Origin of the sequence: Streptomyces sp. NBC_01571 (assembly GCF_026339875.1) — a bacterium.
Classification (GTDB): Bacteria; Actinomycetota; Actinomycetes; order Streptomycetales; family Streptomycetaceae; genus Streptomyces.
Genome location: NZ_JAPEPZ010000001.1, coordinates 7052591 through 7068110 on the forward strand (window position 1 = coordinate 7052591; position 15520 = coordinate 7068110).

At 71.0% G+C, this 15520-nt stretch carries 14 protein-coding genes; 12 read left to right on the plus strand and 2 right to left on the minus strand.

Annotated features, from left to right (window positions below; all coding sequences use genetic code 11):
• Window positions 1–22 precede the first annotated feature (22 nt).
• The 5 genes from OHB41_RS31845 to OHB41_RS31865 all read left to right on the plus strand — a co-directional run bounded on the left by OHB41_RS31845 (window position 23) and on the right by OHB41_RS31865 (window position 4350).
• Complete coding sequence (locus OHB41_RS31845; RefSeq protein ID WP_266701547.1) at window positions 23–949, plus strand: proline dehydrogenase family protein; 927 nt, start codon at window positions 23–25, stop codon at window positions 947–949.
• Between the two features lie 35 nt (window positions 950–984).
• Window positions 985–2616, plus strand: coding sequence for an L-glutamate gamma-semialdehyde dehydrogenase (pruA, locus tag OHB41_RS31850; RefSeq protein ID WP_266701549.1), 1632 nt, complete (start codon window positions 985–987; stop codon window positions 2614–2616).
• Between the two features lie 286 nt (window positions 2617–2902).
• The gene (locus tag OHB41_RS31855; protein ID WP_266701551.1) at window positions 2903–3469 is read left to right on the plus strand and encodes a GNAT family N-acetyltransferase; all 567 of its coding nucleotides are present in this window, start codon (window positions 2903–2905) and stop codon (window positions 3467–3469) included.
• A 146-nt stretch (window positions 3470–3615) separates the two neighbouring features.
• Window positions 3616–3894, plus strand: a complete 279-nt coding sequence (locus OHB41_RS31860; protein WP_266701553.1) for a hypothetical protein — start codon at window positions 3616–3618, stop codon at window positions 3892–3894.
• A gap of 327 nt (window positions 3895–4221) precedes the next feature.
• A complete protein-coding gene (locus OHB41_RS31865; protein ID WP_095852449.1) occupies window positions 4222–4350 on the plus strand; it encodes a hypothetical protein in 129 nt (42 codons plus the stop codon).
• A 115-nt stretch (window positions 4351–4465) separates the two neighbouring features.
• On the opposite strand, the gene OHB41_RS31870 is transcribed toward OHB41_RS31865, so the two are convergent.
• Window positions 4466–6031, minus strand: a complete 1566-nt coding sequence (locus tag OHB41_RS31870; RefSeq protein WP_266701555.1) for a purple acid phosphatase family protein — start codon at window positions 6029–6031, stop codon at window positions 4466–4468.
• Window positions 6032–6173: 142 nt separating this feature from the next.
• On the opposite strand from OHB41_RS31870, the gene OHB41_RS31875 reads away from it, so the two are divergent.
• The 5 genes from OHB41_RS31875 (at window position 6174) to OHB41_RS31895 (ending at window position 11550) form a co-directional block, all read left to right on the plus strand.
• Window positions 6174–7217 (plus strand): 3-isopropylmalate dehydrogenase, encoded by a 1044-nt coding sequence (locus OHB41_RS31875; protein WP_266701557.1) that lies wholly within the window; start codon window positions 6174–6176, stop codon window positions 7215–7217.
• Between the two features lie 274 nt (window positions 7218–7491).
• Window positions 7492–8598, plus strand: a complete 1107-nt coding sequence (locus tag OHB41_RS31880; protein WP_266701559.1) for a branched-chain amino acid aminotransferase — start codon at window positions 7492–7494, stop codon at window positions 8596–8598.
• 207 nt (window positions 8599–8805) lie between these two features.
• Complete coding sequence (locus tag OHB41_RS31885; RefSeq protein ID WP_266701561.1) at window positions 8806–9876, plus strand: hypothetical protein; 1071 nt, start codon at window positions 8806–8808, stop codon at window positions 9874–9876.
• Window positions 9877–9902: 26 nt separating this feature from the next.
• The gene (locus tag OHB41_RS31890) at window positions 9903–11243 is read left to right on the plus strand and encodes a KamA family radical SAM protein (RefSeq protein WP_266701563.1); all 1341 of its coding nucleotides are present in this window, start codon (window positions 9903–9905) and stop codon (window positions 11241–11243) included.
• A gap of 100 nt (window positions 11244–11343) precedes the next feature.
• A complete protein-coding gene (locus OHB41_RS31895; RefSeq protein ID WP_266701565.1) occupies window positions 11344–11550 on the plus strand; it encodes a hypothetical protein in 207 nt (68 codons plus the stop codon).
• Here OHB41_RS31895 and OHB41_RS31900 read toward each other — a convergent pair.
• On the minus strand, window positions 11528–12973 hold the full coding sequence (locus tag OHB41_RS31900) for a cytosine permease (RefSeq protein ID WP_266701567.1): 1446 nt from the start codon (window positions 12971–12973) through the stop codon (window positions 11528–11530). The genes OHB41_RS31895 and OHB41_RS31900 overlap by 23 nt on opposite strands.
• Before the next feature lie 163 nt (window positions 12974–13136).
• Here OHB41_RS31900 and ureA point away from each other — a divergent pair, with 163 nt between their 5' ends.
• Together ureA and OHB41_RS31910 are read left to right on the plus strand one after the other, a co-directional pair.
• Entirely contained in the window at window positions 13137–13847 is a 711-nt protein-coding gene (gene ureA, locus OHB41_RS31905) for an urease subunit gamma (RefSeq protein ID WP_266701569.1), read from the plus strand.
• Entirely contained in the window at window positions 13844–15514 is a 1671-nt protein-coding gene (locus tag OHB41_RS31910; RefSeq protein WP_266701571.1) for an urease subunit alpha, read from the plus strand. Before ureA ends, OHB41_RS31910 begins: the two co-directional genes overlap by 4 nt.
• Window positions 15515–15520 lie beyond the last annotated feature (6 nt).

Here is a 15520-nt window from a genome sequence, read left to right on the forward strand (position 1 = left end):
CGTACTTTCCGTGGAGGTGCCCGTGCTGGGTCCCGTGATTCTCGCCGCGTCGCGCAGCGACCGCATGCGCCGTTTCGTGTCGGCGGCCCCCGGCACCAAGCAGGTGGTGGCCCGCTTCATCGCCGGTGAGAGCGTCGACCAGGTCGTCCCGGTCGTCCAGGACGCCGTAGCCAAGGGCCTCGCGGTCACCCTGGACGTGGTCGGCGAGGACATCACCACGCGCGATCAGGCCTTCGCCGCCCGCGACGCCTACCTGGAGCTCATCGAGCACCTCAGGGAACTGGACCTCGGCACCAAGGCCGAGATGTCCGTCAAGCTCTCGATGTTCGGCCAGGCGCTGGACGGCGGCCACGAGCTGGCTCTCGCCAACGTCCGCCCGGTCGTCGAGGCCGCGGCCGCGATCGGCACCACCGTCACGCTGGACGCCGAGGACCACACCACCCTCGACTCGATGTTCGCCATCCACGAGGAGCTGCGGAAGGACTTCCCCGCGACGGGCTGCGTCATCCAGGCCTACCTGTTCCGCACCGAGGCCGACGCCCGGCGCCTCGCCGCCAGCGGCAGCCGCGTACGCCTCGTGAAGGGCGCCTACAAGGAGCCCGCCGAGGTCGCCTACCAGGACAAGGCCGAGACCGACAAGGCGTACGTCCGGGTCCTGCGCATCCTGATGGAGGGCGAGGGCTACCCGATGATCGGGTCCCACGACCCGCGGCTGATCTCCATCGCCCAGGAACTGGCCCGCAAGGCCGGCCGCAAGCTCGACGAGTACGAGTTCCAGATGCTGTACGGCATCCGCGGCGAGGAGCACCTGCGGCTCGCCGCCGAGGGCCACCGCATGCGGGTCTACACCGCGTACGGCACCGACTGGTACGGCTACTTCATGCGCCGCCTCGCGGAGAAGCCCGCCAACCTGCTCTTCTTCGCCCGCTCGATCCTCACCAAGGGCTGAGTCCGAACCACCGCTCACTAAGGAGTACGGAACACATGGACGCTGTGACCCAGGTCCCCACCCCCGTCAACGAGCCGGTGCACGGCTACGCCCCCGGCTCGCCGGAGCGCGCCCGTCTGGAGGCCAAGCTCAAGGAGCTGGCCGAGAACCCGATCGAGCTGTCGATGACCATCGGCGGCGAGAAGCGGCTCGGTGGCGGTGAGCGCTTCGAGGTCGTGCAGCCGCACAACCACAAGGCCGTCATCGGCACCGGTGCGCACGCCACCCGGGCCGACGCCCAGGACGCCATCGACGCGGCCCTCGCCGCCGCGCCCGCCTGGCGCGCGATGTCCTTCGACGACCGCGCCGCGATCATCCTGCGCGCGGCCGAGCTGCTGGCCGGCCCCTGGCGCGAGACCCTCGCGGCCTCCACGATGCTCGGCCAGTCGAAGACGGCCCAGCAGGCCGAGATCGACTGCCCGTGCGAACTTGTCGACTTCTGGCGCTTCAACGTCGCCTACGCCCGCCAGATCCTCGCCGAGCAGCCCCCGGCCAACTCGCCGGGCGTCTGGAACCGCCTCGACCACCGCCCGCTCGAAGGCTTCGTCTACGCGATCACGCCCTTCAACTTCACGGCGATCGCGGGCAACCTGCCGACGGCTCCCGCGCTGATGGGCAACGTCGTCGTCTGGAAGCCGTCCCCGACCCAGACCCACGCCGCCGTGCTGCTGATGCAGCTCCTGGAGGAGGCCGGTCTGCCCAAGGGCGTCATCAACCTCGTCACCGGTGACGGCATCGAGGTCTCCGAGGTGGCGCTGGAGCACCGCGATCTCGCGGGGATCCACTTCACCGGGTCGACCAAGACCTTCCAGTACCTGTGGAAGACGGTCGGCAACAACATCGAGAAGTACCGCTCCTACCCGCGCCTGGTGGGTGAGACCGGAGGCAAGGACTTCGTGGTCGCCCACCCGTCGGCCGACCGCGCGATCCTCAAGACGGCCCTGACCCGCGGTGCCTTCGAGTACCAGGGCCAGAAGTGCTCCGCGACCTCCCGCGCCTACATCCCGGCGTCGATCTGGAACTCCGGGTTCAAGGAGGAGTTCGCGGCCGAGATCGACCAGCTGACCATGGGTGACGTCACCGACCTGTCGAACTTCATCGGCGCGGTCATCGACGAGCGGTCCTTCGCCAAGAACAAGGCGGCGATCGACCGGGCGAAGTCCGACCCGGCCTGCACGGTCGTCGCGGGCGGCTCGTACGACGACTCGGTCGGCTACTTCGTGCGTCCCACGGTCGTCGAGTGCTCGGACCCGGAGAACGAGGTCTTCAAGACGGAGTACTTCGGTCCGTTCCTCGCCGTGCACGTCTACGCGGACGACGAGTACGACGCGATGCTGACCCAGATGGAGTCGGCCTCCGACTACGCGCTGACCGGCTCGGTCGTCTCGGGCGACCGCGCGGCCGCCGCGTACACGATGGAGAAGCTCCGCTACGCCGCAGGCAACTTCTACATCAACGACAAGTCGACCGGCGCCGTCGTCGGCCAGCAGCCCTTCGGCGGCGGCCGTGCCTCCGGCACGAACGACAAGGCGGGCGCCCCGCAGAACCTGATGCGCTGGACGCTGACCCGCGCCATCAAGGAGACGCTGGTCCCGCCGACCGACTACACGTACCCCCACATGGGCTGACCCCCACGGGATGTCCGACGCGGGCCGGGCGTTCCCGGGGCCGTCGCCGCACCGGCCGTTCCCTGCGGGGCCCGTGCCGGCCGTTCCCTGCGGGGCCCGTGCCGGCCGTTCCCTGCGGCGCCTGCACCGGCCGTTCCCTGCGGGGCCCGTGCCGGCCGTTCCCTGCGACGCCTGCACCGGCCGTTCCCCGCGACGCCCGTGCCGGCCGCACCACCGCGCCGCCACGGCCGGCGGTCCGGCGTGCGAGGCGATCGACGGCCGTGGAGGGCGCCGGGATACTGGGCGGATGGCCACCCGACTGCGGACCGCCCACACCGCGGACCTCGCGCCCGCCGAACTCCACGCGGTCCGCGCCTTCCTGGACGACGCCTTCGGCGGGGACTTCGGTGACGAGGACTGGGACCACGGCCTCGGTGGCATCCACGCGCTCGTGCACGACGACGAGGGCCTCGCGGGCCACGGCTCCGTGATCCAGCGCCGGGTGCTGCACCGCGGACGCTCACTGCGGGTCGGCTACGTGGAGGCCGTGGGCGTCCGGGCCGACGTGCGCAGACGGGGGCTGGGCGGCCGGGTCATGGCGGCCCTGGAGCGGGTGATCGAGGGCTCGTACGCGTTGGGCGCGCTCTCCGCGAGCGAGGAGGGCGGCCCCCTGTACGCCGCCCGTGGCTGGCAGCGCTGGCCGGGCCGGATCTGCGCCCTGGGGCCGGGAGGCGTCGTGCGCCTGCCGGACGAGGAGGGCAGCACCTTCGTACGGCCCGTCGTCACCGCGGTTTCCCCCGGCCGCCCCCTGCACGGTGCCCTCGACCCGGCTCACGAACTGGTCTTCGACTGGCGGGAGGGCGACGTCCTGTGACCGGCACCCCGACGCGCCCCGCGAGGCCGGGTCTCGTCCCGACGACATCCTCGTAGTGGTACGCAGCCGGGGGCGCGGCGCGCCTGCCCTCCTGACCGAGCCCGCCGATCCGCACCGACGTCCGCGCGGACCAGCGCCGGCGGGAGGTGTCGACCGGAGCTTCCGACGGTGCCGACCCCTGCCGTCCGGCCCGTGCCGATCCGTGTCTTCGGGGCAGGCGCGCGACGTCGCCGGTCACGATCGCCTTCAGCGAGACCGCGCCGGAGCGGCTGCGCGACGCCAACGCGCTCTTCGCGACCTCCCACCAGTTGGCCGTGGGCCTGGGGATGACCGTCGCCTCGGTCGCGCTGCGCGGGGGAGCGGCGCTGACGGACGCGCCGCGTTCGGCGTACGCCGTCGCGTTCGTGGCGCTCGGCGCGCTCTGACTGCTGCCGACCCCGGGCGCCCTGCGGCTGCACCCCGCGGCGGGTGATGCCGCGCGGAGCGTCGGTGCTGGTCAGGCCGGGGTGACCCGATCCGCCGTCTCAGATAGTAGGAAGTCCGAGTAATTGTGGAGACAGATGCTCCGTCCTCGCTTAGCTTGGTAGGAGCCGAACGTCTCGCTAGACCAAGCGAATGGCGGTCGTGAGCCGGCGCCCCTGGCAGGCAACCCCTGCGGCACCGCTCCCCGCCCCTTCCGGCGTCTCGTAATCCCTCACCGCACTTCCGGCCGCCCGTTCCGGGTCCTCCGGAGGCTAAGGAGTCGATTCATCATGGCCGAGACGACCGTCCGCCGAGTCCGTCACGTTTCCCGTTCGAGCGAGTCCGACCGCAAGAACGCGGCCGCCGCCCTCCAGCGAGCCCTGGACCGCAGGGACAACGGCGGTGAGACGGGCCACTGAGGCCCGCCCCCCCGTCCGCGCCGCGCGCCGGGCCCGTAGCCGGGTCCCGCGCGGTCCTGTGAGTTCGTCCGTCCCACGAGCCGGGAGCCGCACCCGAACGAGGTGCGGCGCGGGGTCACGCTCCGCGCCGCACCTCGAAGTAGTCGATCCGCCTGCCGTTCTGGGCGAGCGCCGACACCTTGAGCTTCGGTGTCGCGCCGGTCTCCGCCTCCACCGAGAGGAAGGAGTACCCGGTGTAGCGCACGCGCGACCACTCCACGGTGTCGTGCTGCTGCTGCCGCGCCTTCGTCCAGTGGAAGGTCTTGACCGGCTCGTGGCGCGTGGTCTTCCCCTCGTAGCTGTCCTCCACCCCGGCGGGGAAGCGGTACAGGCTCTTGCCCGCCCCGCCCGCCGTGACGTACACGATCCCGTCCCGAGTCGGATCGGTCGACGCGCCGACCGGCACCGGCCTGCCCACCCTGCCGTCCTTGACGGCGTCGGTGCGCTCGTACACGTGGTTGTGCCCGTTGATCACCAGGTCCACCTGGTGCTTTGTGAACAGCGGGAGCCAGGCGTCCCGCACGCCGCCGTCGGAGGCGTGGGTCGAGGTCGAGTAGGCACAGTGGTGGAAGAAGACCACCACGAAGTCGACGCTCCCGCGCAGTTCACCGAGCCGCCGGTCGAGCCACGCCGTCTGCCGGCCGTCCGTGTAGCCCTTGTTGGCGGGGATCTCGTACGACACGTCGTTCGCGTCCAGTGCCACGATCCCGACGTTGCCGTAGGTGAAGGAGTACACGCCCGGCGCCCGGCGCGCGTCGAAGCCGTTGTCCGGGAGGGACCAGCGCGCCGACTGGCCGCCGTACCCGTTCGGCGAGTACCAGGCCTCCATGTCGTGGTTGCCGGTCGTCACCATCCACGGCACCGATCCCGCCACCGACTCGGTCTGCTTGAGGAACAGGTCCCAGGCGCTGGGGTCGTAGATGTCGGACTTCGCGCCGAGGCCCACCGAGTCCGCGTAGCAGATGTCGCCCGCGTGCAGATGGAAGGCCGGGTGCCGGCCGAGGAGCACCTTGTCGTTGGCGAGCGCGTCGGGGGTGACGCCCTGGTCGCCGAAGGCGGTGAAGACGAACTTCTCCGGACTCGCGGGCGCGGTACGGAAGGAGCCGACCGTGGAGTGCCGCTCCCGGGACGCCGGGTCGAACCCCTCGTGGCCGACTCCGTAGTAGTACGTCGTGCCGGGCCGCAGGTTGTCCAGCGCCGCGTGCAGGTAGTACTGGTCCAGCGCGAACCGCTGACCGGTGAGGCCCGGCGTGTGCAGGTCACGGACCTCCGCCTCGATCCGCCGGCTCAGCCCCCAGGGCGTCAGCCCCACCCGTACGTAGGGCTTCCGGACCGCCAGGGGCACCTGCCAGGAGATCCGCATCTGGGTCTTCGGGTCCGCGCCGAAGGCGAGATGGCGTCCGAAGGGCGTGACGGCGGAACCGTGCGCCTGCCCGGTGGCGGAGCCCGCCCTCGGGGCGGACACGCGCGCCGGGCTCTTCGGACCGGACGCGCAGCCGGCCAGCAGCCCACCGCCGGCGAAGGCGCCCGCCGCGGTCAGCGCGCGGCGCCGGGTGAGCTTCGTCCGCAGGTACTCGTGCTGCTCGGCCATGCTCATACGGCGCGCGAGCTGCTCGGGAATGCCGACGTCGGGAGTGTCCATGTTTGAGAACTTCCCAGCGAGGTCCAACGGGGGCCCTACATACGGGTGAACGGAGGGCGTCGGGTTGGCGTGCGGCGGCACCGACTCGTCCGTATGGCGGACACGTCGTGTCATCCCATGGGACAGGGAGTACGGTGCCTTCATGTCTCGCAGCATCAATCTCGCAGTGATCCCCGGTGACGGCATCGGCCAGGAGGTCGTGGCCCAGGGGCTGAAGGTGCTCTCCGCCGTCCTTCCGCAGGATGTGAAGCTGGAGACCAAGGACTTCGACTTCGGCGCCCGGCGGTACCACGCGACCGGGGAGACCCTCACCGAGGCCGACCTCGACGCCCTGAAGCAGCACGACGCGATCCTGCTCGGCGCGATCGGCGACCCCTCGGTCCCGTCCGGCGTCCTGGAGCGGGGCTTCCTGCTCAAACTGCGCTTCGCCTTCGACCACCACGTCAACCTGCGTCCCTCGAAGCTGCTCCCCGGGGTCGCCACCCCGCTGGCCGGCCAGCCCGAGATCGACTTCGTGGTGGTCCGCGAGGGCACCGAGGGCCCCTACACCGGCAACGGCGGCACCATCCGCAAGGGCACCGAGCACGAGGTCGCCACCGAGGTCTCCGTCAACACGGCCTTCGGCGTCGAGCGTGTCGTCCGCGACGCCTTCGCCCGCGCCCAGGCCCGCCCGCGCAAGAAGCTGGCGCTCATCCACAAGAACAACGTGCTGACCTTCGCCGGTCACCTGTGGACGAACGTCTTCAACAAGGTGGCCGAGGAGTTCCCCGAGGTCACCACCGAGTACATGCACGTGGACGCGGCGACGATCTACCTCGTCACGCAGCCCGAGCGCTTCGACGTGATCGTCACCGACAACCTCTTCGGCGACATCATCACCGACCTCGCCGCGGCCGTCTCCGGCGGCATCGGCGTCGCCGCCTCCGGCAACATCAACCCGAGCGGCGAGTTCCCCTCGATGTTCGAGCCCGTGCACGGCTCGGCGCCCGACATCGCGGGCCAGGGCAAGGCCGACCCCAGCGCCACCGTCCTGTCCGTCGCCCTCCTGCTGCGCCACCTCGGCTACGAGCCCGAGGCCGCCCGCATCGAGGACGCCGTCTCCGCCGACCTCGCCGAGCGCGTCGGGCAGCCCGCCCGCAGCACCGAGGAGATCGGCGACGCGCTCGCCGTACGAGTAGCCGGCTGACCCCGCGCGCTCACCCCAACGAAGCAGCCGCCGGGTCGCAACAGCGCCCGGCGGCTTTTCTTCTGCCCTCGCCGGGTGCCACCATCAACCCCTGGGCAACCCCATGGGCCGCATTCACCCCGTTTTCGTCCACGGCCCCGACCGCGCGATACTCGCGCGATAATCGAACGCGGAGCCGCCGAATGAGGGAATGCTCGGACGTCCTAGCACTGGCCACTGGCAGTACAGGCGTGAGCGCGGCCCGTCACACACAACCGGTGAAGGACAACCACTCATGACGACGCCCACGATCGAGCTCAAGCCCTCTTCGCAGCCCCGCTCGGATGCGGAGCGCGAGGCCCTGCTCACCAGCCCCGGGTTCGGCCGCCACTTCACCGACCACATGGTGACGATCAAGTGGACCGAGGGCCGCGGCTGGCACGACGGTCAGCTCGTTCCGTACGGCCCGCTCTCCCTCGACCCGGCGAACATGACCCTGCACTACGCGCAGGAGATCTTCGAGGGCCTCAAGGCCTACCGTCAGCCCGACGGCTCCGTCGCCACCTTCCGCCCGGACAAGAACGCCCGCCGCTTCCAGGCCTCCGCCCGCCGCCTCGGCATGCCGGAGCTGCCGGTGGAGACGTTCATCGAGGCCTGTGACGTGCTGGTCCAGCAGGACAGGGCCTGGGTCCCGGCGCACGGCGGCGAGGAGTCCCTCTACCTCCGCCCGTTCATGATCGCGACCGAGGTCGGGCTCGGGGTGAAGCCCGCCAACGAGTACCTGTTCCTCGTCATCGCCTCCCCGGCCGGCGCCTACTTCCCCGGCGGCGTGAAGCCCGTGTCCATCTGGCTCTCCGAGGACCGCGTGCGCGCCGTCCCCGGCGGCATGGGCGACGCCAAGACCGGCGGCAACTACGCCGCCTCGCTGCTCGCGCAGGCCGAGGCCGCCGCCAAGGGCTGCGACCAGGTCTGCTACCTCGACGCGGTCGAGCACCAGTGGATCGAGGAGCTCGGCGGCATGAACCTGTACTTCGTGTACGGCGGCGCGTCCGGTGAGAAGCCGGTGATCGTCACCCCTTCGCTCACCGGTTCCATCCTGGAGGGCGTCACCCGCGACTCCCTGCTCACCGTGGCCCGCGACCTCGGCTACGAGTCCCGTGAGGGACGTGTCTCCATCGACCAGTGGCAGCGCGACGCCGAGAACGGCACGCTGACCGAGGTCTTCGCCTGCGGCACCGCGGCGGTCATCACCCCCGTCGGCACGGTCAAGCGCACGGGCGCCGAGTGGAAGCAGTCCGGCGGCGAGCCCGGCGAGGTCACCATGAAGCTGCGCGAGGCCCTCCTCGACATCCAGCGCGGCATCAGCACGGACCAGCACGGCTGGATGCACCCGCTGGGCTAGGCCGGCTCTCTCCCCGGGCCCTCGCGTCCCTCGCGTCCGTCGTTCCCCGGCGATCCACGCGTCCCACCGGTCCCCGTCTCCTCGACAGGAGTGCGGGGACCGGCTGTTCGTTCGACGCGTAGCGGCTCCGCGACACGGGTATCCAGAGATTCCACGGGGGAGCGTGCCGTCCTCCCGTGTGCCCGCACGGCCACGGAGGGAGCGCAGGTGAGCGCAGGGTCGCCGATGCCACGACTGCGCTGGCTGCTGCGCACCTTACGCACCCCGCGCCGTCCCCAGAGCCTCACGGTCCTCGTCCTGCTCGCCGGCGTCGCCGGGCTCCTCCTCTGGAGCAGCTCGCGGATGGACAACTACGAGGAGAACCTCACCCTCAACCTCGGCACGGACATCGTCGGCGTCGTCGTCACCGTCTTCGTGATCGGCCCGCTGATCAGCCGCGCCCAGGAGGGCCGGGTCCGTGAGCACACCCGGCTGGACTACGAGTGGTTCAGCGCCCAGGTCTACGGGTCGACCTCGAACGTGAAGGTCCTCGACACCTTCTCCAACGTGTTCGGCCCGCAGTTCTCCGAGCGTCTCTTCCGCGGCATCAAGGCGGCCACCGGGCACGGCGCCCGCGTGCAGATCCTCCTTCTCGACCCCGATTCCCTCGCGGTCATCCTGCGCGGCCGTGAACTGGGCGAGCGGAGCGCCGACATCCGCCGGGACATCATGCGCAACCTGCGCACGCTGGACCGGTTCGCGCTCCGGCTCGACGAGAACTCCCGGCAGCTCCTCGAAGTACGCCTGTGCTCCACGTCCCCGGGTGTGACCCTCTACCGCTGGGACGAACGCTCCCTGGTCTCCTTCCTCACCGTCGGCCGTCTCTCCGGCGAGGGAGTCCAGCTGGAGGTCGCCGTGCACTCACCGCTCGGCACCTTCGTCGAACAACGCTTCGACGAACTGTGGCAGCAGAGCAAGCCGATGGAACGGTTCACTCATCTGCCGCTGACCCTGGTCGACGCGACCGACGGACGCCGGGAGTTCAGCTGCCGCTTCGTCCACGTGGACGAGTGCTCGTACGTCGCCGGACACGACCTGGTGTCGTACATGGCCCGCCACCGACTCGACCAACTCTCCGCCTACAGCGAGGCCCTGAGCGTCTCCGGGGCGCATGAGCTGATGGTCGTGGACGACGAGAGCGAGCTGCACAGGCTGCTCATGGAGCGGTTCGCGGAGAAGTACGATGCGTCGGCGGGCGCCTTCGTCGAGTTGCGGCCGTCGATCCTGGTCAGGGAATAGAGGCAGGAAATAGAGGCCCGGCACACATGAGTTCAGCGCTCCACCCCGCCCGGCCTGCGAGACCCGGCTCCGCGCACCCGAGCCCTCGCTTCCGCGCCTTCACGCCCCGTGACCTGGACGGCCTGCTGCGACGCGTGCCCCTGCCGGCCGCCGAGCGACTCGCCCTGCGGGCCGTGGCGGCCGTCCTGCCGTTCCGTACGAACTCCTACGTGGTCGACGAGCTGATCGACTGGGCGGCCGTGCCCGACGACCCGCTCTTCCGGCTGACGTTCCCGCAGGCCGAGATGCTGCCCGAGCCCGACCTCAAGCAGATGAGGGACCTGCTCGCGCAGGACGCCCCGAAGGCGGACGTGCTGCGCGCGGCCCACGAGATCCGGATGAGGCTCAACCCGCATCCCTCCGGCCAGCTCGACGCCAACGTCCCCGTGCACGAGGGGCGGCGCCTCACCGGCCTCCAGCACAAGTACCCCGAAACGGTGCTGATCTTCCCGCGCCAGGGCCAGACCTGCCACGCCTACTGCACGTACTGCTTCCGCTGGCCCCAGTTCGTCGGCGAGTCCGACCTGCGCATCGCCACCGACGACATCGCCGCCACCTCCGCCTATCTGCGCGCCCACCCGGAGGTCACCAGCACGCTCATCACGGGCGGCGACCCGATGGTGATGAGCACCGAGGTGCTGCGCCGCTACGTCGAGCCGCTCCTGGAGATCGAGTCCGTCCAGTCGATCCGCGTCGGCACCAAGTCGCTCGCCTTCTGGCCCCACCGCTTCCTCACCGACCGTGACGCCGACGACGTGCTGCGCCTGTTCGAGAAGGTGGTCGCGAGCGGTCGCCACCTCGCGCTGATGGCCCACTTCACCCATCCCCAGGAGCTGCGGCCCCCGGTGGTGCGGGAGGCGATGCGCCGGGTATGTGACACGGGTGCCGTGATCCGCTGCCAGGGGCCGCTGGTCAGGGGCATCAACGACAGCGCCGAGGCGTGGGCCGGGCTGTGGAACGAGACGACCGCGCTGGGGGCGGTGCCGTACTACCAGTTCGTGGAGCGGGACACCGGCCCGCAGGGCTACTTCGGGGTGCCGCTCGCGCGTGGTCACCAGATCTTCCGTGACGCCTACGCCCAGGTGTCCGGCCTCGCGCGGACCGTGCGTGGCCCGGTCATGTCGGCGATGCCGGGCAAGGTGTGCGTGGACGGCGTCACGGAGGTGGCAGGCGAGAAGGTGTTCGTGCTCCACCTCATCCAGGCCCGCGACCCGGAGTTGGTGGGCCGCCCGTTCTTCGCCGCGTACGACGAGAACGCCACCTGGTTCAGCGACCTGAAGCCCGCTTTCGGCATGAGCCGGTTCCTGCCCGGCCTGGACGCGGGCTGAGCGAGGATCGCCTCGGCCTTCTCATCCGGCGACAGGGCCTCATTTGTCCTGCCCGCGTGCCAACTGACTTGATCCCACGACCTCCCGGAAGGACGCCGCCGTGAACACCTCGCCATCCCAGGCCGGAGAAACCGTCGCCTGGCTCCTTGTGGCCATCCAGTTCTCCCTCCTCGTGGCATTTAGTGCGGTACTGCTGAAGATTAAGGAGAAAGCAACACCCACCGCCGCCGTCACCTCCGCGGCGGTGGCCTTCGCGGGCACGCTGGCGCTTCTTCTGCCGATGTTCAGTACCGTGGGCCTGCTGTAACGCTGATCCCTTCCCGAGCGGACTCCGAGCCGCCCGCCCCCGAGGCCGCGCCCGGGGACAGCGTCAGGTACGCGAGCCCGCCCACCAGTCCCGACAGGACGAAGCTGCAGTCCACCCCGCCGGTGAGGGACAGCAGCGGCCCCTCGTAGGAGGGCAGTGACACGGCGAGCAGGCCGACGGACGCGCCGAGCACCCAGGAGAGCGTGGCCCGGACGTTCCAGCCGGCGCGGTACCAGTAGATCCCGCCCCGGGAGCGGCGGTTGAAGACCTGGAGGGCGTCCGGGTCGTAGATCCCGCGGCTGCGGGCGAAGCCGATGAGGGTGATGACCGCCCACGGGGTGCCGATGGCCGTCAGGAGAAGGACGAAGGACGTCATCGCGGACTGCGCGTTCCAGGCGTAGTGGCCGACGAAGACACAGACGGTGGCGACGACGGCGACCGTGAGGGTCGCCCGGGCGCGCGAGGCCCGCGGCAGGATCGCGTCCAGGTCCAGGCCCATCGAGTAGAGCATCAGTCCCGCGTTGCCGACCGAGCCCGCGGAGGCGGCGAGCAGGAGCGGGACCAGGTACCAGGCGGGGGAGGCGGAGACCAGCGGTCCCGCGTAGTCGAGGGCGGCGCGGGCCGCGTACGCCGTGAAGGTCCCGAAGAGCTGGGGGACGAGCAGACCGGCGATCAGGCCCAGCCAGGTGGCGTGCAGGACCTTGCGCGAGGAGTGCCGGGACGGGGAGATGTACCGGGTGTAGTCGCCGAGCAGGGTGATGAACGCGATGGGTCCGGACAGGCCCGCCGCGACCGCCGCCAGCAGCCAGGTCGGCCAGAACGAGCCGAGCAGATAGCCGCCCGCCCCGGGGAGCGCGGCGGTGGTGAAGTGCGGCGCGTACGCGAGGACACCGAGGGCGAGCAGCGCGGTCATGCCCACGGCGAGGACGCGGGACATGGCGAGGAGCACCCGGTAGCCGTAGACCGCGCCCGTGACGGTGGCGGCGGCGAGGAGCGCGTACACGACGGCGTAGGCGAGACCGTCCACCGGCAGGCCGAACAGCCGGTGCAGGACGCCGATCATCACATCGCCGCCGATCCACACGGTCAGCGCGGTGTAGCCGAGGGCGAGCAGCAGCCCGACGACCGAGCCGACCAGCCGCCCGCGCACACCGAACTGGGCGCCGGAGGAGGTGGAGAGGTTGGTCGCCGTGCGCAGGGAGACCAGTGCCAGGGGAGCGGTGAGCGCCGTGCCGATCACCGTGCCGGCCACGATCGAGCTCACCGAGGACCACCAGTCGAGCCCGAAGGACGGCGGCAGCCAGCCGAAGATGATCACGCCGAGACAGAGGTTGGAGCCGAGCAGGATCGACACGAGGTCGCGCGGGCCGCTGGTCCGTTCCTCGTCGGGGATGGTGTCGACTCCGCGCTGTTCTATCGGCATGGCTGGTCTCCTTCGATCCGCCGCCCGGTGTTTAGAGCGACGTTCAATGTGTCGCTTCCCGGGTGCGCACGTCAATGCCCCTCTCCCTGTCAATGTTTCCCTCTTGACCATCCTTTGTTTAGAGTGTTGTTCTAATCAGTGGAACGCAAGGAGGTGCCGCGTCGTGAGACTGACCCCCACGGAACGTGACCGGCTGCTGCTCTTCGGCGCGGCCGAGCTGGCCCGGGCCCGCCGGGCCCGCGGTCTCCGGCTGAACGTCCCCGAGGCGACCGCGCTCATCGCGGACACCGTGTGCGAGGCGGCCCGGGACGGGCGCCGGCTCGCGGAGGCCATCGAGGCGGCCCGGTCCGTGCTCGGCCCGGACGACGTGCTGCCGGGCGTCGCGGACATCGTCACCGAGGTGCACGTCGAGGCCGTCTTCGACGACGGGTCCCGGCTCGCCGTGGTGAGCGACCCCCTCGGCCCGGGACTGGGGGAGGCGGGACCGGGTGCCCTGCTGCCGGGGCCCGCGCACGCCGAGCCGGAGGCCGCCGTGCGCCTGACGGTCACCAACACCGCCACCGTGCCCGTCTCCGTCACCTCGCACTTCCACTTCTTCGAGGCCAACCCGCGGCTCGACTTCCCACGGGCGACGGCCTACGGGATGCGGCTCGCGGTCCCCGCCGGTTCGTCGGTCCGCTTCGGGCCCGGGGAGAGCGTCGAGGTCGGCCTCCGCCCGATCGGCGGTGCACGCGTCGCGATCGGGTTCGCCGGGCTCGTGGACGGCCCGCTGGACGCGCCCGGAGCCCGGGAGGAAGCCCTGCGCAGGGCGGCCGCCTGCGGATACCTCGGAGCCGGAGCCGGTGCCGGGGAAGCCGAAGGGAACGAACGATGAATCCGTACGAGTACGCCGCCACCCACGGCCCCCGCGCGGGCGACCGTGTCCGCCTCGGCGACTCGGGGCTGACCGTCCGCGTCGAGTCGGACGCCCAGCGGCACGGCGACGAGTTCCTCGCCGGTTTCGGCAAGACCGCCCGTGACGGACTGCACCTCAAGGCCGCCGCCGTCCGCGACACCTGCGACGTGGTGATCAGCAACGTGGTGGTGATCGACGCGGCGCAGGGGATCCGGAAGGTCTCCATCGGCATCCGAGAGGGGCGGATCTGCTCGATCGGCCGGGCCGGGAACCCCGACACCCTCGACGGGGTCGACGTCGTGGTGGGCACGGGTACGTCCATCGTGTCCGGCGAGGGCCTGATCGCCACCGCCGGAGCCGTCGACACCCACGTCCACCTGTTGTCGCCGCGCATCATGGAGGCGTCGCTCGCCTCCGGCGTCACCACCGTCATCGGCCAGGAGTTCGGGCCGGTGTGGGGAGTCGGCGTCAACTCGCCCTGGGCGCTGCGCCATGCCTTCGCCGCGTTCGACGCGTGGCCGGTCAACATCGGCTTCCTGGGCCGGGGTTCGTCCTCCTCCGCCGCGCCCCTGGTCGAGGCCCTCGCCGAGGGCGGCGCGAGCGGCTTCAAGGTCCACGAGGACATGGGCGCCCACACCCGCGCCCTGGACACCGCACTGCGCGTCGCCGAGGAGCACGACGTGCAGGTCGCCCTGCACAGCGACGGGCTGAACGAATGCCTCTCGGTCGAGGACACCCTGCGGGTGCTGGACGGCCGGACCATCCACGCCTTCCACATCGAGGGCTGCGGCGGCGGCCATGTGCCGAACGTCCTGAAGATGGCGGGTGTCCCGAACGTCATCGGCTCCTCCACCAACCCCACCCTGCCCTTCGGCCGGGACGCGGTCGCCGAGCACTACGGCATGATCGTCTCCGTCCACGACCTCAAGACCGACCTGCCCGGCGACGCCGCCATGGCCCGCGACCGGATCCGTGCCGGGACCATGGGCGCCGAGGACGTGCTGCACGACCTGGGCGCGATCGGCATCACGTCGTCGGACGCGCAGGGCATGGGCCGCGCGGGCGAGACCGTACGCCGGACCTTCGCGATGGCCGGAAAGATGAAGAGCGAGTTCGGCGCCCCGGAGGACCACGACAACGAACGCGTCCTGCGGTACATGGCCAAGCTCACCATCAACCCGGCCATCGCCCACGGGCTCGCGCACGAGGTCGGCTCCATCGAGGTCGGCAAGCTCGCCGACATCGTGCTGTGGCGCCCCGAGTTCTTCGGCGCCAAGCCGCAACTGGTCCTGAAGTCCGGCTTCCCGGCGTACGGCGTCGTCGGCGACCCGAACGCCGCCACCGACACCTGCGAACCCCTCGTCCTGGGCCCGCAGTTCGGCGCGCACGGTGCGACACCCGCCGAGATCTCGGTGGCCTTCGTCGCACAGGCGGCCCTCGATCAGGGCAACGACCGGATGCCGACGCGCCGGCGCAGGGTCGCCGTGCGCGGCACGCGCGGGATCGGCCCCGCCGACCTGCGCCTCAACTCCCGTACCGGAGCCGTCGACGTCGACCAGCGCACCGGACTGGTCACCCTCGACGGTGAGCCGCTGCGCTCCGAGGCCGCCGACTCCGTATCCCTCAACCGCCTCTACTTCCTGTGAAGGTGC

Excerpts from the sequence above, each read along its gene's own strand:
- pruA (WP_266701549.1), top strand. The coding sequence starts at position 985 with ATGGACGCTGTGACCCAGGTCCCCACCCCCGTCAACGAGCCGGTGCAC.
- OHB41_RS31855 (WP_266701551.1), top strand. The coding sequence starts at position 2,903 with ATGGCCACCCGACTGCGGACCGCCCACACCGCGGACCTCGCGCCCGCC.
- OHB41_RS31865 (WP_095852449.1), top strand. The coding sequence starts at position 4,222 with ATGGCCGAGACGACCGTCCGCCGAGTCCGTCACGTTTCCCGTTCGAGC.
- OHB41_RS31870 (WP_266701555.1), bottom strand. The coding sequence starts at position 6,031 with ATGGACACTCCCGACGTCGGCATTCCCGAGCAGCTCGCGCGCCGTATG.
- OHB41_RS31875 (WP_266701557.1), top strand. The coding sequence starts at position 6,174 with ATGTCTCGCAGCATCAATCTCGCAGTGATCCCCGGTGACGGCATCGGC.
- OHB41_RS31880 (WP_266701559.1), top strand. The coding sequence starts at position 7,492 with ATGACGACGCCCACGATCGAGCTCAAGCCCTCTTCGCAGCCCCGCTCG.
- OHB41_RS31890 (WP_266701563.1), top strand. The coding sequence starts at position 9,903 with ATGAGTTCAGCGCTCCACCCCGCCCGGCCTGCGAGACCCGGCTCCGCG.
- OHB41_RS31900 (WP_266701567.1), bottom strand. The coding sequence starts at position 12,973 with ATGCCGATAGAACAGCGCGGAGTCGACACCATCCCCGACGAGGAACGG.
- OHB41_RS31910 (WP_266701571.1), top strand. The coding sequence starts at position 13,844 with ATGAATCCGTACGAGTACGCCGCCACCCACGGCCCCCGCGCGGGCGAC.